This window comes from Solibacillus isronensis, from assembly GCF_900168685.1.
In the GTDB taxonomy this organism is placed as follows: Bacteria; Bacillota; Bacilli; order Bacillales_A; family Planococcaceae; genus Solibacillus; species Solibacillus isronensis_A.
This window is the reverse complement of sequence record NZ_FVZN01000005.1, coordinates 22645-43844: the sequence shown is the minus strand read 5'-3', so window position 1 is coordinate 43844 and position 21200 is coordinate 22645. Positions and strand designations below refer to the sequence as shown.

Genomic DNA, 21200 nt, shown 5'->3' with positions numbered 1-21200 from the left:
TAATTGTCGTGCTAATAATGTCATCCTTCCATAACCTTGTTAACTTTATTTTTATGTTAACCAGCTAAAAAAGTTGCCATATACTGTTTTGTTCATTACATTTTCTATTTATGCCTTAGCAGATCCGAAAAACAGCTTACGAACCTGAATAATAACTAACGGTACTAATGATAATCCGTAAATCATTAAATATTGGCTATTTGTCAAGTTAGCTACCTCGAATAACCCTTTGATCAGTACAAAGTTCAGTATTGTAAACCCGAGTAAGAAGGCAATCCACACTGCCAAATTCGAGAAAATTCCTATTTTAAAAATGGAGTCTTCCGAGCGGCAATTGAATCCGTGCAGCAATCTAGATAAACATAATGTTGCAAATGCCATTGTTGTCGCAACTGCTGTATCACCTGTCGATAAGCCTACCTGGAAGGCGATGATTGTGACTGCCGCAATAATCAGTCCTTCAAATCCTACTTGGGATACGAATTTTTTATTTAATAGTGACTCATTTATATTCCGCGGTTTTTCCTTCATCAGCTTCTTATTATGCGGTTCCAAACCAATCGCAATCGCTGGGAGGCTATCCGTCAATAAATTGATAAACAACAGGTGGATCGGGAGAAACGGAGCCGGTAATGCGAAAAGCGTCGCATATAAAACAACAAAAATTGCCCCTGCATTTCCGGATAACAGGAATTTAATCGCGTATTTAATATTGGCATAAATACTCCGTCCATTCGAAATCGATTTGACAATCGTTAAAAAATTATCGTCTGTTAAAATCATCGCTGACGCATCTTTGGCCACTTCCGTTCCTGTTTTCCCCATTGCTACACCAATTTCAGCCTGTTTTAACGCCGGAGCGTCATTTACCCCGTCCCCGGTCATCGCAACAACATGTCCTTTTTTTTGCCAAGCCTTTACAATCCGAATTTTGTGCTCCGGCGATACACGGGCATAGACGGAGAAACTTTCCACCTTGTTTTTCAGTTCCCGGTCAGAAAGCTTTTCAATTTCTTTTCCTTCAATTGCTTCGTCAGGGCTTTTTAAAATACCAAGCTGTTTTGCGATCGCAATTGCCGTAATCTTATGGTCACCTGTAATCATGACAGGTTTAATTCCCGCTTCAATACAGTCTGCAACTGCCTGTGCCGATTCATCACGCGGAGGATCCATCATCGCGATTAACCCGACAAATGTTAAGCCTTGCTCGTCCTTTTCACTTATATTGGAAGAAAATACTTCTTTATACGTAATGGCAATTACCCTTAATCCGGCATTCGAAAATGCAGTATTTGCTTGATTAATCTGTTCCAGCTGCTTGCTCGTAATAATTGAACTGCTGCTTGAATCAATGCGGCTAATACGGGGAATAAGCTCGTCCACTGCGCCTTTTGTAATCATGACATTCCGGTTCCCCATTCGGTGAACGGTACTCATTAATTTTCGAGTAGAATCGAAAGGAATTTCTCCAACACGAGGATGAAGCCCACGGATCAATTGCTCGCTCAATTTATACTCATGCCCTAATTTTACGAGTGCAAGTTCTGTCGGATCCCCTATCGTTTTATCCTTTAACATCATGGAATCATTGCACAGTATTGCGAAATCGAGCAATTTTTTATGATGCGGGTTGGTCGGCTCCAGCTCGTTAGAGGAGAAAAACTGCTCGTCCGTATAAACTTCCTGAACAGTCATTTTGTTTTGTGTCAGCGTTCCGGTTTTGTCTGTACAAATTATCGAAACACCTCCTAAACTTTCTACTGCCGGCAATTTGCGGATAATCGCATTTTCTTTCGCCATATTCTGGGTCCCTACGGCTAGTACAATCGTTACGATCGAACTTAACGCTTCAGGAATTGCCGCAACAGCCAAGGAAACTGCGAACATAAAGGAATCAATCAGCTCACGCCCCCGAATAATATCCAAAGCAAAAATTACGATACAAATCAGGATAATTCCGATGGCAAGACGTTTTCCGAATTTATCAAGATTGACTTGCAAAGGTGTTTTTTTCTCTTTCGCATTGTCAATCAGCTTAGCAATTTTTCCGATTTCCGTATTCATCCCGATTGAAGTAACTGCTACTGCCCCACGACCATTTGTTACAAAGCTGCCGGAGTACACCATGTTTTTTCTGTCTCCTAGTGCAAGCTCTGTTTCAACAATCGTATTGGCTACTTTATCGACCGCCAAAGATTCGCCTGTTAATGAACTTTCATTTATTTGCAAACTATGACTTTCAACTACTCGTCCATCCGCACTAATAGAATCGCCCGCTTCCAAAATGAGCAGATCTCCTACTATTACATTTCTGGATGGTATTTCAATAATTTCTCCGTTACGTTTAACTTTTGAAACGGGTGCCGCCATTTCTTTTAAACTGTTCAATGATTTTTCTGCTCGTGCATGTTGAACCGTTCCGAGAATGGCATTTAGTATAATGACGATTAAAATGACTATGGAACTGTCCATATCTCCAAGGAACATTGAAACAATTGCCGCAACAATTAAAATGAGCACTAAAAAATCCTGAAACTGCTCGAAGAAAACTTGGAAAATACTTTTCTGCTTTCCTTCTTTTAATTCGTTATAGCCATACTTTTTCTGGCGGCCACGGACTTCATAATCAGTTAATCCATATTGCGTCACATCTAACTTTTTCATTACCTCTTGTACAGATGCTTGGTAATATTCTGTTACCTTCATTTAAAGCCTCCTTCAAGTCATTTGGTTTGTGCAAAAAACTATTTTGAGTAATCCCATTTAAAATAGAAGAACTCTCCCAAAACACTGTATGATAGTTTTAGTATGAAAATGAAAACTTCCCAACAAAAATCTTAAAACTTAGTTCTGTTTTATACATAAAAAAACGTTAATCTAAAAATTAAGATTAACGTTTAAAACGGTTATTCATTTATATACTAAGAACACGCTATTTGAATGAATCCCTTCTAGCTTTGGCTGCTTTTCTTTCTCTAATTTGTTCTTCCATTTGGGCAATGGCTGTTCTGCGTCGCGCATTTTTCTCTTCAATATTTTCCAGTTCTTCAGGAAATGCAAATTCTTTACTAATTTCAGCCTCGTGTATATTTTCTTTGGTATTGTTAATCATTTTCCCTAAACTTATCGCATTTTCCGATCCTTTGTTAAAAACATCATGTCTGTCGTTTTTCATCATGATTCCTCCTTTTCGATGATAAATTTAGTTTGTTTTGCTTCACTTTATTTATTCCAAAATAATTTTTCCTTTATTTCGTCACAGATGTCATATTTTTGTTATACAAATACAATAAAATAATTTTAAAAAACACTAAAAACACCTTTAAACCCTTGATATGAAAGGTTTTGCTAGATAATCCGCTATTTTACATGTTATTTACATATTCATTAAAATGGCGTTTTGCTAATAATTATGCGCTATAGTATGGATAAGTTCAAAACAAGTAGTGAGCCTTCATCATGATTCCACCTTTGCAGAAAGTCATAGCTGCTAGCATGAGTGAACGCATAACTATACATAATTAATTTGAACAAATTTGACTAACACCTCTTTGCCGATTACGTCACAGCGTAATTGTATCCAAACGTTGGATATCCACCCGAGGTTTTAACTTCAATTAGCGAGTGTTTATAACACACACTTAAAACAAATATAAACACTTCCTCCAGCCATCTTGCAACCTTTCATAGAGGTGGGAAGATGCTACTAATAGAAGTTAAGCACCAAAAAGCTCCAGCTATTTCCCAATAGTAGCTGGAGCTTTTGACGTTTTATTCTTTTTTACCATAGCGTTTTGGTGCCTGCATAATCGCATCCCAAACACCGCTAAATGGAGGTGCATACGCTAAATCCAAGTCCAAAAGCTCCTCAAAGGTCATTTCATTGTAAAGTGCTGTTGCAAATACATCAATCCGTTTATCAACACCGTGCTTTCCTACTATTTGGAGACCAACGAGCTTGCGGCTTTGCTGTTCGACAAGCATACGAAGCTTCATCGGCTGGACATTCGGATAGTAGCTTGCAATATCATTCACTTCCATTACATACGCTTCTACAAGTGCATTTAAACGATCTGCAGCTTCATTATTTAATCCTGTCATGCCTATATGCAGATCAAAAAACTTTAAGATGGATGTCCCGACAATTCCCCGGAACTTCTGATTAAAACCGGCTATATTCAACCCGGCAATACGCCCTTGTTTGTTTGCTGTCGTTCCGAGCGGTAAGTAATCATCCTTTTGATTTACACGGTTAAAATGAGATGCACAGTCCCCTGCTGCATAAACATTAGCAATCGAAGTCTCCATTTTTTCATTGACGATAAGTGCCCCGTTTTCCAGCTTGGCAAAACCTTGAGCAAACTGTGTATTCGGACGTACTCCTGTTGCGACGATGACGAGGTCTGTTTTATGCACACCACTGTTTGTTCGGACTGCCTCTACAAATTCGGTTCCTTCATAGCCTACCGTATCTTCATTTAATAGAACTTCCACACCATTTTTGACTGCTTCCTCATAAATAATATCTGTCAGTTGCGTATCAAGAATCGACATTAATGTGCTTCCGCGTTGAATGAGACGCACATCCAAACCGCGCTCCCGTACTGTTTCAACAACTTCAAGACCAATATAGCCCCCACCGATGACCGTGACGTGCTTCACATTCGGCAACTGTTCCATCAGTTCATTCATTTGTGGAATTGTTTTTACTGTATGAATTCCTTTTAAGTGGGCATTTTCAATTTTCGGCATAGTCGGTGATGCTCCTGTAGCGATGAGCAGTTTATCGTATATAAATTCGAACGGCTCCTTGCTGTTTACATCAATGCCACTCACTTTTTGCAGTTTTGTATCAACTGCTGTAACTTCATGGAAAATGCGTGCATCAATTCCATATTTCGAGCGGAACTCCTCGACATCCCTTGCAATCAAATCTTCTGGATGAGGGACTTTCCCGTTAATTACGTACGGCAATCCGCATTGTCCATATGAGTAAACCTCTCCTTTTTCCAATACGACAACGTGGGCAGCCTTATTATTTCGCACAATTTCCATTGCTGCACTCATTCCTGCCGCGTCGCCTCCTATAATTACAACTTTCATACTCGATCCACTCCTCAATACACTTTTCTCATTCTTATTAAAATGCTCCCGAAAATTGTTTCTCCTAATAGCATATCATTCCTTGTTGTTTCGTAATCCTATGTATTCCCAAAATATGTTACACTAACTATCAGAAAAATCCCATATTTCTTTCGTCCGCCATACATCGGATGAGAATTAAGCCTCAGGCGGATGTCATGGATTCGATAAGGTCATCTTTGCGCCGGGCCTCAAAGCCAAATCCAGGCGCATTTACGCCAAGGCATAATTGATAAAAAAGGAGCCATTTAAATGACTAAAACAACGACGATTGGCATTATCGGTACTGGTGTTGTCGGTGAACGCATTATTAACCAAGCACTACAAAATGAACATTATGAAATTGCGGCTATTTTTGATACGAATGAAGCTCGTACAGCTCAACTGGCCGCTAAATATAATGTACCCACTACTAATGATTTACAAGCGCTATTGAATTTAAAACCGGACTGGGTGTATATTGGCACACCACCTGTCAGCCATGCAACATTAGCTGCAGAGATCGCAAAGCACAAATTACATATTTTATCGGAAAAACCGCTTGCCCATGATGCAGCAGACGGAGAAACGATGGTACAGATCGCTAATGAAGTAAATGTACAAACAGCGATGCATTTTCCGTTAATGTACGGTGCGGCAGTTCATCAGCTTAAACAAGAGCTGGCAAAAGATATGGGTGACATTAAACGTATTGAGCTGCATACGTATTTCCCTGAATGGCCGCGTAAATGGCAGCAAAATCCTTGGATTGCTTCACGTGAGCAAGGCGGGTTTATTCGGGAGATTTTCCCGCATTATTTGCAATTAACGCACCATTTATTCGGTGATGTTGAAATTTTGGCGCATGAAACTGCTTACCCTGAAGATGAAGCACTTTGTGAGATTGGGGTATCTGCTTTAGCTAAAACAGCAAACGGCATCCCGATGGTCATTAACGGGCTTGCGGGTATCGGACAGGAAGAACGCATAGACTATAAAATTTTCGGAACAGAAAAAGTTTTAACATTACGAAACTGGTCCGAAGTTTACACTAGCAAAGCATATGAGCCGGAAGTGGAAATTACCCCTACTGAAATCCCTGAAACAATGCTAGATGCATGCCGAAAAATCCTTTTAGGTGAGGAAGCATTTGTCGTACCATTCGAGGAAGGCTTAAAAGTGCAGCGTTGGATTGATGAATTGCTAAAATAATATAATCAGGAAGTTGTTTGGAAAGAGAATTCCTCTTTCCAAACAACTTTTTATTTCGGATTCTGAAATATTTAAATTGTAAAAACCTGCTTTCTATACTAAAATAATTGTAATATTCTTTTTATTGCGTCATTAAATCAAAGGGGGATTATTTTTGGACTTTTTACATTATCCGTTTCCAAGCAAGCGGAATACAGTCATCGCCAATCGCGGAATGGTCGCAACATCCCAGCCGCTCGCAGCACAGGCCGGACTGGATATTTTGAAAAAAGGCGGCAACGCAGTCGATGCAGCAATCGCAACAGCAGCAGCACTAACAGTTGTTGAACCTACATCAAATGGAATCGGCGGGGATGCCTTTGCGCTCGTCTGGATGAAGGATGAGCTTTACGGGTTAAACGCTTCAGGTCCTTCTGCCAAGTCGATTTCCAAAGAAGCGTTAGCAGAGCGAGGATTAGATAAAATTCCGATGCATGGAGTTATCCCGGTTACTGTTCCAGGCGCTCCATCAGCATGGGCAGCCTTATCGAAGCGATTCGGGAAATTGCCGTTAAGCGAAGTATTGGCCCCTGCCATCTCCTATGCAGAAGAAGGATATCCGATTTCCGTAACACTCGGACATTACTGGCAATCAGCCTATAAAAAGTATAAAAAAAATTTCACATCCGAAGAATTCCAACACTGGTTTGAAACATTCTCAATCGATGGACGGATGCCGGAAATCGGTGAAGTATGGAACTCTTCAGCACATGGAGATACATTGCGTAAAATCGCCAAAACAAATGGCGAAGCTTTCTACAAGGGCGAAATTGCTGACAAAATCGATGCCTTCATGAAAAAAAATAACGGCTTTATTTCAAAGGAAGATTTGGCAAGCTATGAACCTGAGTGGGTAAACCCGATTAAAGTACATTACAAAGGCTATGACGTATGGGAAATCCCGCCGAATGGCCAGGGTATTGTTGCACAAATGGCACTGAACATTTATCAGCATGCCGAGCCAAAATGGCATGATGTACAAACATTACATAATCAGATTGAAGCGATGAAACTTGCATATACGGACGGTAAAGCGTTTGTCACAGAATTAAATGACATGCCGGTAGATGTCGAAACATTACTATCTAAAACTTACGGCGAGTCTCGCTTTGCAGAAATCAGCGATACAGCACTTGATCCAAAACCTTTCGACATTCCAAAAGGCGGTACGGTGTATTTGGCAACAGCTGATGCGGACGGCAATATGGTATCCTATATCCAAAGTAACTATATGGGCTTCGGTTCAGGCATTGTCATTCCGGAAACAGGCATAGCGCTTCAAAACCGTGGCTATGATTTCTCACTGGATGAAACACACCCGAACTTCTTAAAACCCGGAAAACGAACATTCAATACAATTATTCCAGGATTCTTGACGAAGGATAATGAAGCGGTCGGACCATTTGGCGTAATGGGTGGCTATATGCAGCCTCAAGGGCATTTTCAGGTCGTTACATCCACAATCGACTTTGCACTCAACCCGCAAGCAGCACTTGATATGCCGAGATGGCAATGGATTGGTGAAAAGCGCATTGAAGTCGAGCCGCACTTCCCTAGTTATTTAGTGCAGGCATTGCAGCGTAAAGGCCATGACATTCATGTTGCAGTCGACGGTGGCAGTTTCGGACGTGGTCAAATTATTTGGCGAGACCAGAAAACAGGCGTGCTGTATGGTGGAACAGAACCACGTACAGATGGCGCAATTGCCGCTTGGTAAAATACTTTATTACAACAAAACAGGAGTATCCCGTTAAAGTAACTTTGTGGATACTCCTGTTTCTATTTTTTGGGGACCATCTTAATGTATGATTAAGCTGCGTAAATTGCAGTGGCAACATGAGGTTGCGCCCTCATGCACCTATAACTATCTTTACTTAACCAGTACACTTCATCAATACTGAAAATAAGGAAGGGGATGACTCACATGATTTTTAGTGAACGATTAAAAAAAGAGCGAGAAAAAAGAGGTTGGTCACAAGCGGATCTTGCCGAAAAAATTCATGTTAGTCGCCAATCCGTTTCTAAATGGGAAACCGGGAAGAACTATCCGAGTATTGAAGTAATCATTGATTTGAGTGATTTATTTGGCATCACTATCGATGAAATGTTGAGGAGTGACGGAGAATTGAAAGAAAAAGTAATTCGAGATAGTAAGAAATTGGCGTATCCGAAATGGAAAGCGTTCTTTGATAGCGTATTTTTATTAGGGGCATTTTTATTAGTTGTAAAACTGCTTATTATGGGCTTAAATCATTTTGCTGGAATGGATGTTATCATTCCTGAAGGCTTACCAAAAATCCTATCAAACTTCTTGCCGTTAGCTTTAATGGTAATTGGCGGGATCGGTGCAGACCAGTTGAAAACAAAATATATTGATTAAAAAAAGGTAGCGCATGCGCTACCTTTTTATACCGATTATTCAGCTGTTTCACTTGAATCAGCTGATAATTCCTCTTTGCAAAATGCTAAAATCATCGCTTCTTCGTCTTCTTCCAATGCAAAATCCAAAAACTCATTATTTGCTTTGTCCGTAATGAAATAGTTCACGATGCGTACGTTGTCGTCAATTACCCCAACGATTACGCGAATTTCCAACCCTGCAGGTGAGTACAGTTCATCTTCCTCATCCACTTCTACATCTAATAAAAACTCATAACGCTTACCTTCAATAATCTTTGTCGGATCTAAAATTTCTTCTATTGAAAATTGCGTAATATTCATATTCATGCTCCTTCCGGGAAATGCTTCTATTTTATCATAAACGAAAATTGCCCCGCGTCAAATATCAATCATTTATTTACACCGTGACAGCGACGTTTCCATATGACAAACTAGAAATTAAGGAGTGATGGACTTTGAAAAATCTATTTTATTACGAAGATGCAATGATGAAGGAATTTAAGTCACAAGTTGTGAAAACAGGTAAGGACGAAACAGGAAATTTCATCGTACTAGACAATACCGCTTTTTATCCTACTGGTGGCGGGCAACCTCATGATACCGGCTGGATTAATGAATTGGAGATTATTGATGTAGAGAAAATTGATGAGGAAATTCGTCATTATACGGCAGCCGATGTGTCGAATATTTCCGGGGAAATATCCGGGAAACTTCATTGGTCGCGCAGATTCGACCATATGCAACAACATGCGGGGCAACATATTTTAACAGCCGCCTTTGTGGAATTATACGATATGGCGACAGTGAGCTTCCACTTAGGAACAGAGCTTGTCACAATCGACTTAAATGTTGGCGAAGTATCTGAAGATCAGCTGGCAGCAGTGGAAAAACGGGCTAACGAAATTATTTTGGAAAACCGTCCGATTGAAACTAAATGGGTGACTAAAGAAGAACTTGCGCAATATAAATTACGGAAAGATGTAAAAGTCGACGAAGATATCCGTTTAGTCATTATTCCTGACTATGATTACAATGGCTGTGGCGGTACACATCCTACTTCTACCGGACAAGTAGGCTTGTTAAAGATTTTAGCTACTGAGAAAATGAAGAAGCAAATTCGTGTACACTTCGTCTGCGGCAATCGCGTATTACAGCAGCTGGCTATGCGTAAACAGGTTTTAAGCGATGTGGCACGCCAATTGAGCGCACCGGAAGAAGAAGCAGCTGATGCGTTACGTAAATTCGCGAAAACAGCAAAGCAAACAGAGAAGAATTTAACGGAAGCGCAAGATGCCCTTCTTGAATTTGAAGCAAAAGAATTAGCAAACGAAACAGTTGCTGCAGCGACATTCGAAAACCGCTCGATTCAAAGCCTGCAGAAGCTGGCGCGTTTTATTACTCAGCAAAATGATGAGGCAATCGCCCTTCTCGTTGCCAATAATGAAGACAAGTTGCAATTTGTTGCGGCACGTGGCAGTGAGCAAACAAAATCGATGAAAGATATTTCCACTGCTGCTTTACCGCTCATTAATGGTAAAGGCGGCGGAAATGATGCACTTGTACAAGGCGGCGGTGAAAAAAACGTTTCTGCAGAAGCACTGATTGAAGCAATGAAAGAAGCAATTCAATAAAGTGAACCTTCAATCCGTGGGGGTTTTCCCCCACGGAATGTTAGTTGAACCAATCGGACTTTTACGGGGAGTTGATCTCCCGCCTCTTCCTTTGCCCTGCCTAAACCTGGAGGTTGGAGTCTTACTACCCGTTAATGCGGGATAAATGTAAAAGAAGCTAATGATGGGTTCAAACCATTCATTAGCTTCTCAAGTTTTATCCTGCACGCAGTCCATTCATCCCACGGCGAACATTTGTTATATCGGTATAACCAAGCTTTACAAGTTCCTTGCACGCTTTATTACTGCGCACTCCACTTTGACAAATGACAACAATAGGCCGATCTTTCGGTAAATCCCCTAAATACGTTCCAAGCGGGCGATTAATAAAATGAGGAATGTGGGCTTCTTTATATTCTTTTTCCGTCCGGACATCCACAAATACATATTTCTCGTCTTCCAGTAAAGGCTGAAGCTCTTTTGTCGTAATATATTTCACGCCTTTTTTCGGCATAAAACGTACAATCATTGCAATAATTCCCACCATTGCAAGTAGTGTAATAATCCCTTCCATTTGCATGCTCCTAAAATCTATTTTCACTTATTTTACGATACTCTGCACAAGCTTACGAATATTTTGCGCTTTTAGAAACGGGATTGCCGTCCTTCATTATAGAGACGTGGAATATATTATAACTTTTTTGAATTTATTAGAAAACACGCAGCATATATTAAAAAAATACTAACTAGCTTTCCTTTTTCAACTCTACGACGTAAATTTCTGGCAGATTAAAGATCCGGTAAGGAAACAGACTATTCCCCAACCCTCTGTTTACGATCATTTCTGTTTCCTGCTCTTTATAAATCCCCGCAGTGTATTTCGGCATAAATCCTTGTGTAGGTGCAAAAAGCCCGCCGATAAATGGCAGACGAATTTGGCCGCCATGTGCATGCCCTGTAAACACTAGATCGATATCCTTTTCAACATATACTTCAAACAGCTCAGGACGGTGCGACAATAACACTTTAAATGCATCCGGATCCATACTGTAAAGGGCTTCATCAATCGACTGGCCCACTTCTTTTCCCATTAACGGGTCCTCAATACCCGCAATGACGATGTGCTCTCCGTTACGCTCCAGACGTACCGCATCATTCGGCAATACATGGACACCGAGCTCATTTAAAGCCGTATAAATTTCATCTGTTAAATTCAATGCAACTTCGTGGTTACCCAGTACATAGTAAACGTCCGTAATATCGACTAACTGGCGGACAGCCTGTAAACTGTTTTCCAAGTCATAGCGTCGACTATCTACTATGTCACCCGTTATGAAAATAGCATCTGGTTTGGTAGCCCTCACTTTTTCCACTAACCTTGATTGATTTTCCCCGAAGGTCGCATCATGCAGATCGGTCACTTGTGTAATCCGGTAACCATCAAAACTCTCTGGAATTTTCTCTGACTCATGTACATAATCAGTTGTTACAAGCCAATTATTATTTATATATAAAAATAGATAGACTACACCTATAAAAATGATTAATTTCAATAACTTTTTCAATTTATTCGCTCAATTCATTGTGAGTTTTAAGCAGCTACTAATACCACCCATCTTTATCAATAATATTGAACTGTTTCGGAACATTCAAGTGTAAAATCCGTTTACCAATTAATTCGTTGAGTGGATTATTATAGCTTTCATACTCAGAAGAGTTAAATAATTCCATAGACAAACGCATTGATTTCGCCATAATTTTCGTTTCGGTCTCCACAATGTATAGCTTATTTTCATTCCACTCAATTTTTGGTGCTGTAACATACGGCGAAATATAGACTTTATTCAAGTAGAGCGGTGTTTCATAATAGGCAGCTTCTATTTTATTTTCAGCCGAATCCGTCCATGAAATAAAGACCGGTAAGTAATGACCTGTTTGATTTCGCACAACTTCAATATTTTCTTCCGTTGCTTCAAATGTTTTTGTAAATTTTAAATGCTCTTCCTTCAAACTTTCAAACTGGCGATTTTTTAAATCCTTCTCCAGCTGTTCAGTTTCCTCCAGTTGCTGCTGTAAAACTTTATCAGAAGCGATCTTTTCCACATTGCCCGACATAAACAGCAAATATACAAGTGCAATTATTCCACAACTAAAGTAAACTATCGCAAACCAAAACGTCCGTTTCGGCTTCCAGATCCGTACCTTTGAAGTTAATAAGTTTGTAAATATCATAACTATACCTATTATTAGGAGAAGTATCAGAACGCCACTCATATGCGTGTCACCTCTCTTTTCTGGCGGATCAATGCAATCAGAAGCCAAATAACTATTACATAAACAGCACTTCGCCCCATAATCTGCATCGCTCCATCACCAAAAACAAATTGCCATGTATCATACGTATATTGTCTAATTAACATGAAAATACCGGCAGCGAGTATGATAAAAGCGACCTTTGAGAAATTAAAAATAGCGTGCAAAAAATAGCCGATTGATGCGGCAAGCAATGTACAAACAATAAAACCGATCATTGCAGTAAGTGAAATAGTAGAGTCGTAATATATATTCTGCTCTCCCGTACTAAGCAGATTGATTAAAACCGAAATAATTAAAGTGCTAATTGCAGCTGCAAGTGTAAAAATACATAAAACTATAAGGAATATTCCTGTCGAAACGACTTCCGTTAGATTTGTCGTTACAATCGAATAGTTTTGACGGGAAAGCTGCTTCGAAGCGAGCATCCACCCTAAAATCAGCATTAGCATGATTGTATAAATAAATAGTCCGTCCAGTGAATAGAATTGCTCTTCATAATTCACAAAACTGACACCTCTTCCTACAGTACCACTATGACCAGCTGTAAGTAACCCCATTAAAATATATACAATCAGCACCGTACTAAACATCGAGCTGTATGCCTTACATTTCCACTTTACCTGCTCATAAATATTACGCATTGGACTTACTGTTACTATAGATATCATCAACGGAACCCCCTTTCGATGTCGTCAACACTTTACACACATCACTTGCCGATAGATTTTGCATCCTTACTCCATCAGGTAATGGCAACTCACTGTTTTTTACAAACGCTTCAAAAATTGGGCCGTTTTCATATGTCGCAAGCACTTCATACGCTTTTAATGCCGGCTCCACGTTCTCTTTTTGCCCAACTAGCTTGACCGCTAGCTGCTGCACATCTTCTACAGGTGCGAATAACTCGACTTTCCCTTCATGCAACAGTAAAATGTCTTCGATTAAATGCTCCATTTCATTTAAATAATGGCTGGAAATGATCATTATGCGTGGATATACCAAGAAGTCCTTTAAAATCACACGGTACATATCATCACGGATTGTCTCATCCATGCCATTCATTGGCTCATCCAGCAATGTAATCGCACAGCGGCTAGCAATACCGTAAATTAAATTGAATACTGCTTTTTGACCTTTTGACAGGTGATGGTGGTGATTTTTCTCGGATATCCCGCTAAACTTCAATAGTTCAAACGCTAATTCTGTTGCGAAGTTTTTATAAAACTTCCCACCCGATTCAAGAATTTCCTGTAAATTCATTACAGACGGAAATGTCATCGCATCTTCGGTAAAAATGGTATTTGCGGCAACCGTTAAATTTTGAAATGGTTTTTTTCCAACAACTTCAATTTTCCCGTCCGATGTTTTTACATGACCTGCTAATATTTTTAGCAATGTCGATTTGCCGACACCATTGCGTCCAATCAGACCAATAATCTTTGGCTCCGTAATTTTAAAAGACAATTGTGTCAAAATCGTTTTTCTGCCGTACCGTTTTTCCACTTGTTCGCAAACAATCATTCGTTCACCCCTCCTTTTGAATATGCTTGATTAGTTCGATCAAATCTTCATCCATCACGCCTAAACGTTTTGCTTCTTCTACGATTTCCTTTGCCATCTTCGTCAATGTGTCACTTCGTCTTGTTGTTAAAATCCGATGTTTTGCATCCCCGATCACGAACATTCCAAGCCCTCTCTTTTTATATAAAATTTCTTTTTCTACTAAAATTGTCAGGCCTTTTCCTGCGGTCGCCGGATTAATATTAAAAATTTCGGCAAGCTGATACTGGGAATACACTTTTCCTTCCGGAAGCAGCCTATCCGCTAATATCTCATTTTCGATCCATTCCGCTACTTGCATATAAATAGGCATCGTACTTTGTGTATTAAAAATCAAAGAGATCCTCCTTTCTAAGCTATTCAGTACATTAGTGTTGTAATGTACTATATAAAAAACGAGCTTATTTGTCAATAAATCGAGAAATATTATCCACATATACTATTTATCCACAAAGTTATACACATTAACGTTGATTATCCACAATTTAATCACGATTTTTCAACAGATTGCATTATACTTATCCACAAAAAATATTGTGGAATTCTATTTTAGAACAAGATTTCAAAAAAATATTCGAATATATTTTCATTTGTTCTAAAAATCGTCACATCTTTCTAAGTTAAACCTACCAATTCTCATAAAAAAACGAATAATTTAATTTCTTGTACTAATGCTTAGTTAAAAAATATATAACTGTCCCCTTACCTATGGATAAATGCGAAACTTTATCTACAAGTTATCCACATTACCCTATTTTTTATCCACTAAAAAAGCATTCTAAAAGCGACATGTCATCACTTTTAAAATGCTTTTCAACTCATTACTTAATTTCTTTCAATGTAGCTTCCACTTCTTCTTTTACTTGCAAATTTTCTTCGCCGAACAGGATTTCGTTTAACGCATCGTCTCCAGAACCTTCAGCTAGTGGTACGCGTGAACGATATGCAGCGCGACACACTAAATGCCCGGAAACAGGTGCTGTAATAAATACGAAGATGATTCCTAAAATGAGACGAATGCTCACATAGCCATCATGAATCCAAAAGTAAACGAATCCGCCAAACAAACAAAGCAATACTGAGAGCGTCGCACTTTTCGTAGCTGCGTGTGAGCGTGTGTATACATCTGGTAAACGTATCATGCCAAATGCACTAATGACACTCACAATTGCACCAAACAAGATAAGAAGTGCCGCCATTAATTCAATCAGCTGATTTACGCTCAACAATGACACCTCTTTCTATATATTTCGAGAATGCAATCGTTCCGATAAATGCTAAAATCCCCAATATTAAAATCGCTTCCAAAAATGCCTTTGTTTTTAAAACAATCGACACGATGGCGATCGCAGAAATTAAATTAACACCAATCGTATCAAGAGCGATTGCGCGGTCAGGCAATGATGGCCCTTTTATTACACGAAATAGTGATAGTCCGATTGCCACCATAAATAGAACAAGTGCCGCCTTTAGAATCAAATCGATCATTGTGTCACCTCCAAAATGGCACGTTCAAACTTGCCGATTGAACGGAGTACCGTTTCTTTCGATTCTTCTATATCCATCGCATGAATATAAAATGTACTGTTATCTTCTGAGACTTCCATTACAACAGAACCCGGTGTCAACGTTAATAACAGGGCCAATGTCGTCACTTGATAGTCTCCTCTCAATTCTGTTTCATAAGTAAAAATACCCGGTGTAAAATTCATCTGTGGATCCAGTACTTGTTTTAATACTGAAATACTTGATGAAAGCAGCTCTCGAATAAATATGAGGATGAGCTTAATAATCTTTAATACACGACGCAAGTAAAACTGTGTTCCGAAAAACCGGTGCATAGCATATAAAATCAATGTTCCGACTAAAAATCCTGACATAAATGTCGTAAAGTCTGCAGTTGGATCATCCTTTAACAAAAACCAAAGCGCCGCAATAAATAAATTAATAATAAATTGACCTAACAAGTGCTCACCCTCCTTTATTTATTCGTATTTAAAACCGCATCAATGTAAACAGCAGGGTTTGATAATGTGTATGCTGCGTCATTAACATAGACCGCCAGTCCTTCTGCGCCAACTCCCAAGCCAACGATACAAATCGTCAAGAGTATGAACGATACCATCGCACCACGTGGCATCCGAATTTTGTCCTCTTCATTAATCGATGTTTCTCCAAAAAATGAAGCAAGGAAAATACGCAATAATGAATAGAGTACGATGATACTCGAGCCAAATGCCAATGCCAATAAAATATAGGCCTCTGCTTCAACAGCACCCTGGCCGATCAATACTTTCCCGATAAATCCGCTTAACGGCGGAATTCCGACAAGTGCACACATCATAATAAAGAACAGCCAGCCGAACAATGGATAAATTCGAATTAAACCATTCATATTTTTTACGACAATTTCCCCTGTTAATAGCACCATTGTTCCAATAAGTAAAAACAGTAACGCCTTACCGAGCATGTCGTGGATTAAATAATAGACCGCTCCTGCCATTGCGGATTCTGTTCCAATCGCAAGTGCCACCAGTATAAAGCCAACACTAATGATGACGTTATAAGTAGCAATTGTCCGAACATCTCGTCCGGAAAATGCGCCCATACAACCCGCTATAATCGTCAGCCCTGCCATCACACCGATAGCCGTATGCGTAATTTCCGGCTGTAACGGGAACATGAGCGTGAACGTACGGAACAATGCATACATGCCGACTTTTGTTAACAATGCCGCAAATAATGCCTGTACTGCTGTTGGCGGCACACTGTATGAACCAGGCAGCCAAAAGAACAGCAGCAAGCCTCCTTTTAAAGCAAAAACAATTAGGAAAACAAGTGCGACAACCGTTAATAACGGGTCTTGACCGGCTTCTGCAACACGCTGTGCAATATGCGCCATATTAAGTGTCTTTAGCGTTCCATACAAGAATGCCAGTGCAACGAGGAAAATCCAGGATGCGACAACATTAATGAGCACATACTTGATTGACTCGCGCAGCTGTATCTTTCCACCGCCAAGAGCAACAAGGACGTATGACGCAAGAAGCATTACTTCAAAACAAACGAATAAATTGAAAATATCGCCTGTTAAAAACGATCCGTTTACACCTGCTAGTAAGAATAATACAAACGGATAGAAGTACATTTTTTCATGACGCTCGCCGATTGTGGAAAAGGCATAAATTAAACAGAACATCGTAACAAGACTTGCCGTTAAAACAAGGAGTACCGAAAATGAATCGGCAACAAATAAAATACCGAACGGCGGTGCCCAGCCACTAAAGTCTATACGCATAATACCTTCTGTCTGAATAAGCTGCAGCAGGACAACAGAAGTCCCCACTACGAAAATCATTGTTACTAAACTTACTACCCGCTGAAGTTTAATATTATTATTTAAAAATACTAACAATGCGGCCGTTATAATCGGCACGATCATTGGTAAAACAATTATATTATTCATCTGATGACCCTCCAAGTTCCCCTAGATCATCGGTTCCGTTCATTAAATACATTCGATAAGCCAGTACGAGTAAAAAGGCCGTAACAGCAAAACTAATAACGATTGCTGTTAAAATCAACGCTTGTGGCAAAGCGTCGGTATATGGTGCAGCCGCCTGACCTAATAGCGGCACACTCCCTTTTTTTAACCCGCCGACCGTCAATAACAATAAATGAACGGCATGAGATAAAATGGCGGTGCCGACAATCACACGTATGACACTACGAGAGAGGATTAAATAAGTAGCGACTGCGACTAGAATGCCGACAAGTACAATCATTAATGATTCCATACTAATCATCCTCACTTATATTTAAAATAATCGTTACGAGTGTACCGACAACCGTCAATGCGACACCTGCTTCAAAAATCGTAACAGTGGACAAATGCTTTTCTCCTATTAACGGGAGATTATAATAGCCAGCTGTCTGTGTTAAAAATGGTACGTCAAAGAAAATCGAGGCAATGGCCGAACCGGTCGCCAGCAATACACCGATTGCCGCCACTTTTTTAAAGTCGAACGGCATCCCCTTATGCACAGTTTCAATATCGTACGTCAAATATAACAGGACAATCCCCGAGCCAAGCACTAACCCGCCGATGAATCCTCCGCCTGGAGCATTATGTCCTGCAAAAAATAAATACATCCCAAGCGTAAAGACGATGAAAACAACGCCTCGTACAACTGATTTTAAAATAACATCATTTACTTTCAACGTCTCCATCCCCCTTTTTCGCCTTAAGCTTAATAAGTGTGTAGACGCCAAGACCTGCAATGAAAAGTACAACTACTTCAAGCATCGTATCAAATGCACGGAAATCGCCTAATATCGTGTTGACGATATTTTTCCCGCCTGCCAGATCATACGAGTCCTCAAAGTATTTCGAGATTGGTTCAAAACGATCGTAATTCATTACAGCTAATCCAATCAGTGTCACGGTTGCACCGACCGCAACCGAAATTGTCACCTTTGCAAAACGCCAGCTTTTCGAAATATACTCATTTTTAAGCTTCGGTAAATATTTAAATGATAGTAAAAACAGTGCTGTTGTAACCGATTCAACGACAAGCTGCGTCAGCGCCAAATCAGGAGCTCTAAATACTACGAAGAAAAAGGCAACAGAATACCCGAGTACTCCATTCAACAGCACGACTGTAATACGCTGCTTTGCAAAAATAATCGCAATTGCAGCCGCAATCATAACGAATACAAGAACTAATTCATATGGCTCAATCACCGAGTCTTTCGAAGGATTCCAGCTGAATACGTCCGCATAAATCATATACCCTGCCAGTAGCGTTACAAAAAATACATAGATATAAACGAAATAATACGTTAAATTACCGTTCATATAACGGTTTGTTACACGTCCTGATACACTCTCACTTGAATTAATCACACGTTCATAAATCGCATTTAGCGTAAAGCTTTGCGGTATCCACAGATAGACAGGACGCCATTTTTTTAATGTACGGTATAAGAAAACCCCTACAACAATGACACCAAACGTCATAATAAGTTCCGTATTTATATAACCATGCCATGCTGCGATATGAGGCGTCATTTCCTCTACAGATGGGAACATTGGGTAAATGCTTGCCATCGCCGGACTTAAAATATAATGTCCCAAAACATTCGGGAATATAAAAATTCCAATCACGAAGGCAACTAAAATAAATGGTGAAATTAACATACCAAACGGCGCTTCATGTGGCGGCTTTTCCAAACGATCCGGCTGTATTTTCCCGAAGAATGTACGCATAACGATAATGACACAGTAAATAAACGTAAATACACTGGCCACCCAAGCGATAATCGGGAATATAAGACCGATGCTATCAAGTGAGAAAATATCAAGCTGTGTAATTTTTAATGTAGCTGTAAAGAACATTTCCTTACTTAAAAAGCCATTGAATGGTGGTAACCCTGCCATTGAGGCACTTCCGATTACAGCAATCGTGAATGTAAACGGCATTAACGACATCAATCCGCCTAATCGACGAATATCGCGTGTTCCTACTTCATGGTCGACTATTCCGACCATCATAAAGAGCGCGCCTTTAAATGTCGAGTGGTTGATTAAATGGAATAATGCAGCAAATGTAGCCTGCGTATAAATTACCGACTGTGTTGAATAACCAAAATGCAGTGCTGCTGAACCAAGACCGAATAAAGACATAATCAGTCCAAGCTGACTAATTGTGGAGTATGCTAGCAATGCCTTTAAATCATACTGGCGGACCGCATTGAAGGAGCCCCAGAATAATGTAAGAAGACCTACCCCGCTCACTGCCCAAAACCATACCTCGTGCCCGCCAAAAATCGGTGTTGTACGAGCTACTAAGTAAATACCCGCTTTTACCATCGTTGCAGAGTGTAAATAAGCGGAAACAGGTGTCGGTGCCTCCATTGCATCCTGCAACCAAATATGGAACGGGAACTGTGCCGACTTCGTAAACGCACCTAAAAGTACAAGACACATTGCCGGTACAAAATAAACGCTCGATTGAACGACATCCAAATTCGCAATAATTTCGCGAATACTAAACGTTCCTGATGCAACATATAACATTAAAAAACCAGCCAGCATCGCAACACCACCAGAAACCGTAATGGTCATTGCTTTTCGTGCGCCTGCACGAGATGCTTTACGATGATGCCAAAATGCGATTAATAGGAATGACGATACACTCGTTAATTCCCAAAATACATAAAGCACCATTAAGTTATCTGAAAAGACGACGCCTAACATCGCGCCCATAAATAATAGTAAGTAGCAATAGAAATGGTGTAATGATTCTTTCGTTGATAAATAGAAAATTGAGTAAAGTATTACTAAACTGCCTACCCCAGTAATGAGTAAGCTAAAAATCATACTCAAGCCGTCTAAATAAGTAGTAATATTAATACCGAAAGTGGGGATCCACTCAAATGTCCTAATGAATACTTCACCATTGGCAATTCGAGGGATATATGTAGCTAAAAGCGAAAATAAAGCAACAGGAACAAGTAAAACGAACCAACCTAAATGGATATTCTTAAATTTCCTGTATATTAATGGGATTAATGCTGCAACAAGAAATGGGAGCATAATCGAAAAAGCAACAACCAAAAGCGATAACCTCCTAACCGAGTGAGCCAATAAAAATATGTAAAGTTCGGCATTCGAACAATCACACTTGACTATCTATATAACTATCTTCATAATAATGTGGCATATGGGGAATATATTTTCCAACAACAGTAATTTAATAAAAATTACAAAAGCAAAAATATAACATAAAATTTACTGAATATAAATATGCATCATAGAAATAAGTATACAATAATGATGAGTGCATTGCACTGTAATAGCCTTCGTTTTATCTCAATTATGCTTAGTTTCTCAAAATATATTCGGATTTAATTCATTATTATAGGATAAGAAAAAGAGGT

The 21200-nt window shown here is 39.6% G+C and carries 21 protein-coding genes; 4 read left to right on the top strand and 17 right to left on the bottom strand.

The window, feature by feature from the left end; all coding sequences use genetic code 11:
• Positions 1 to 108: 108 nt before the first annotated feature.
• The 3 genes from B5473_RS00855 to B5473_RS00845 form a co-directional block, all read right to left on the bottom strand.
• Complete coding sequence (locus B5473_RS00855; protein ID WP_079523239.1) at positions 109 to 2706, bottom strand: cation-translocating P-type ATPase; 2598 nt, start codon at positions 2704 to 2706, stop codon at positions 109 to 111.
• Positions 2707 to 2932: 226 nt separating this feature from the next.
• Entirely contained in the window at positions 2933 to 3175 is a 243-nt protein-coding gene (locus B5473_RS00850; protein ID WP_079523238.1) for a spore protein Tlp, read from the bottom strand.
• Between the two features lie 596 nt (positions 3176 to 3771).
• Entirely contained in the window at positions 3772 to 5103 is a 1332-nt protein-coding gene (locus tag B5473_RS00845; protein WP_079523237.1) for an FAD-dependent oxidoreductase, read from the bottom strand.
• 291 nt (positions 5104 to 5394) lie between these two features.
• Between B5473_RS00845 and B5473_RS00840 the strand changes: the two genes are divergently transcribed.
• From B5473_RS00840 to B5473_RS00830, 3 genes are all read left to right on the top strand, one after another.
• Entirely contained in the window at positions 5395 to 6333 is a 939-nt protein-coding gene (locus B5473_RS00840) for a Gfo/Idh/MocA family protein (protein ID WP_079523236.1), read from the top strand.
• A gap of 154 nt (positions 6334 to 6487) precedes the next feature.
• Positions 6488 to 8089, top strand: coding sequence for a gamma-glutamyltransferase family protein (locus B5473_RS00835; RefSeq protein WP_079523235.1), 1602 nt, complete (start codon positions 6488 to 6490; stop codon positions 8087 to 8089).
• Positions 8090 to 8296: 207 nt separating this feature from the next.
• Complete coding sequence (locus B5473_RS00830; RefSeq protein WP_079523234.1) at positions 8297 to 8752, top strand: helix-turn-helix domain-containing protein; 456 nt, start codon at positions 8297 to 8299, stop codon at positions 8750 to 8752.
• Positions 8753 to 8787: 35 nt separating this feature from the next.
• Here B5473_RS00830 and B5473_RS00825 read toward each other — a convergent pair whose 3' ends face one another.
• The gene (locus B5473_RS00825; RefSeq protein WP_079523233.1) at positions 8788 to 9093 is read right to left on the bottom strand and encodes a DUF6509 family protein; all 306 of its coding nucleotides are present in this window, start codon (positions 9091 to 9093) and stop codon (positions 8788 to 8790) included.
• Between the two features lie 134 nt (positions 9094 to 9227).
• Between B5473_RS00825 and B5473_RS00820 the strand changes: the two genes are divergently transcribed.
• Positions 9228 to 10403, top strand: coding sequence for an alanyl-tRNA editing protein (locus tag B5473_RS00820; RefSeq protein ID WP_079523232.1), 1176 nt, complete (start codon positions 9228 to 9230; stop codon positions 10401 to 10403).
• 196 nt (positions 10404 to 10599) lie between these two features.
• Here B5473_RS00820 and B5473_RS00815 read toward each other — a convergent pair whose 3' ends face one another.
• The 13 genes from B5473_RS00815 to B5473_RS00755 all read right to left on the bottom strand — a co-directional run bounded on the left by B5473_RS00815 (position 10600) and on the right by B5473_RS00755 (position 20877).
• Positions 10600 to 10956: a rhodanese-like domain-containing protein gene (locus B5473_RS00815; RefSeq protein ID WP_079523231.1), complete on the bottom strand. Its 357-nt coding sequence runs from the start codon at positions 10954 to 10956 to the stop codon at positions 10600 to 10602.
• Between the two features lie 172 nt (positions 10957 to 11128).
• Positions 11129 to 11947, bottom strand: coding sequence for a metallophosphoesterase (locus B5473_RS00810; protein WP_079523230.1), 819 nt, complete (start codon positions 11945 to 11947; stop codon positions 11129 to 11131).
• A 37-nt stretch (positions 11948 to 11984) separates the two neighbouring features.
• Positions 11985 to 12614, bottom strand: coding sequence for a glucose-6-phosphate isomerase (locus B5473_RS00805; protein WP_254865208.1), 630 nt, complete (start codon positions 12612 to 12614; stop codon positions 11985 to 11987).
• Positions 12615 to 12652: 38 nt separating this feature from the next.
• A complete protein-coding gene (locus B5473_RS00800; RefSeq protein WP_079523228.1) occupies positions 12653 to 13366 on the bottom strand; it encodes a silver transporter in 714 nt (237 codons plus the stop codon).
• Positions 13332 to 14219, bottom strand: coding sequence for an ATP-binding cassette domain-containing protein (locus B5473_RS00795; RefSeq protein ID WP_079523227.1), 888 nt, complete (start codon positions 14217 to 14219; stop codon positions 13332 to 13334). Before B5473_RS00795 ends, B5473_RS00800 begins: the two co-directional genes overlap by 35 nt.
• A 4-nt stretch (positions 14220 to 14223) precedes the next feature.
• Positions 14224 to 14595 (bottom strand): GntR family transcriptional regulator, encoded by a 372-nt coding sequence (locus tag B5473_RS00790; RefSeq protein WP_079523226.1) that lies wholly within the window; start codon positions 14593 to 14595, stop codon positions 14224 to 14226.
• A 484-nt stretch (positions 14596 to 15079) separates the two neighbouring features.
• Entirely contained in the window at positions 15080 to 15484 is a 405-nt protein-coding gene (locus B5473_RS00785; RefSeq protein ID WP_079523225.1) for a Na+/H+ antiporter subunit G, read from the bottom strand.
• A complete protein-coding gene (locus B5473_RS00780) occupies positions 15462 to 15746 on the bottom strand; it encodes a Na(+)/H(+) antiporter subunit F1 (RefSeq protein WP_008407457.1) in 285 nt (94 codons plus the stop codon). The genes B5473_RS00785 and B5473_RS00780 overlap by 23 nt, the downstream gene beginning before the upstream one ends.
• Complete coding sequence (locus tag B5473_RS00775) at positions 15743 to 16225, bottom strand: Na+/H+ antiporter subunit E (RefSeq protein WP_079523224.1); 483 nt, start codon at positions 16223 to 16225, stop codon at positions 15743 to 15745. The genes B5473_RS00780 and B5473_RS00775 overlap by 4 nt, the downstream gene beginning before the upstream one ends.
• Before the next feature lie 14 nt (positions 16226 to 16239).
• Positions 16240 to 17724, bottom strand: coding sequence for a Na+/H+ antiporter subunit D (locus B5473_RS00770; protein ID WP_008407454.1), 1485 nt, complete (start codon positions 17722 to 17724; stop codon positions 16240 to 16242).
• Complete coding sequence (locus tag B5473_RS00765; protein ID WP_008407452.1) at positions 17717 to 18055, bottom strand: Na(+)/H(+) antiporter subunit C; 339 nt, start codon at positions 18053 to 18055, stop codon at positions 17717 to 17719. Before B5473_RS00765 ends, B5473_RS00770 begins: the two co-directional genes overlap by 8 nt.
• Position 18056: 1 nt before the next feature.
• Positions 18057 to 18479, bottom strand: coding sequence for a Na(+)/H(+) antiporter subunit B (locus B5473_RS00760; protein ID WP_079523223.1), 423 nt, complete (start codon positions 18477 to 18479; stop codon positions 18057 to 18059).
• The gene (locus B5473_RS00755; protein ID WP_079523222.1) at positions 18466 to 20877 is read right to left on the bottom strand and encodes a Na+/H+ antiporter subunit A; all 2412 of its coding nucleotides are present in this window, start codon (positions 20875 to 20877) and stop codon (positions 18466 to 18468) included. Before B5473_RS00755 ends, B5473_RS00760 begins: the two co-directional genes overlap by 14 nt.
• Positions 20878 to 21200: the final 323 nt, after the last annotated feature.

Coding starts and splice junctions, on each gene's coding strand:
- B5473_RS00855 (WP_079523239.1), bottom strand. CDS start 2,706: ATGAAGGTAACAGAATATTACCAAGCATCTGTACAAGAGGTAATGAAA.
- B5473_RS00850 (WP_079523238.1), bottom strand. CDS start 3,175: ATGAAAAACGACAGACATGATGTTTTTAACAAAGGATCGGAAAATGCG.
- B5473_RS00845 (WP_079523237.1), bottom strand. CDS start 5,103: ATGAAAGTTGTAATTATAGGAGGCGACGCGGCAGGAATGAGTGCAGCA.
- B5473_RS00840 (WP_079523236.1), top strand. CDS start 5,395: ATGACTAAAACAACGACGATTGGCATTATCGGTACTGGTGTTGTCGGT.
- B5473_RS00830 (WP_079523234.1), top strand. CDS start 8,297: ATGATTTTTAGTGAACGATTAAAAAAAGAGCGAGAAAAAAGAGGTTGG.
- B5473_RS00825 (WP_079523233.1), bottom strand. CDS start 9,093: ATGAATATTACGCAATTTTCAATAGAAGAAATTTTAGATCCGACAAAG.
- B5473_RS00815 (WP_079523231.1), bottom strand. CDS start 10,956: ATGGAAGGGATTATTACACTACTTGCAATGGTGGGAATTATTGCAATG.
- B5473_RS00805 (WP_254865208.1), bottom strand. CDS start 12,614: ATGATATTTACAAACTTATTAACTTCAAAGGTACGGATCTGGAAGCCG.
- B5473_RS00800 (WP_079523228.1), bottom strand. CDS start 13,366: ATGATATCTATAGTAACAGTAAGTCCAATGCGTAATATTTATGAGCAG.
- B5473_RS00795 (WP_079523227.1), bottom strand. CDS start 14,219: ATGATTGTTTGCGAACAAGTGGAAAAACGGTACGGCAGAAAAACGATT.
- B5473_RS00780 (WP_008407457.1), bottom strand. CDS start 15,746: ATGATCGATTTGATTCTAAAGGCGGCACTTGTTCTATTTATGGTGGCA.
- B5473_RS00770 (WP_008407454.1), bottom strand. CDS start 17,724: ATGAATAATATAATTGTTTTACCAATGATCGTGCCGATTATAACGGCC.
- B5473_RS00765 (WP_008407452.1), bottom strand. CDS start 18,055: ATGGAATCATTAATGATTGTACTTGTCGGCATTCTAGTCGCAGTCGCT.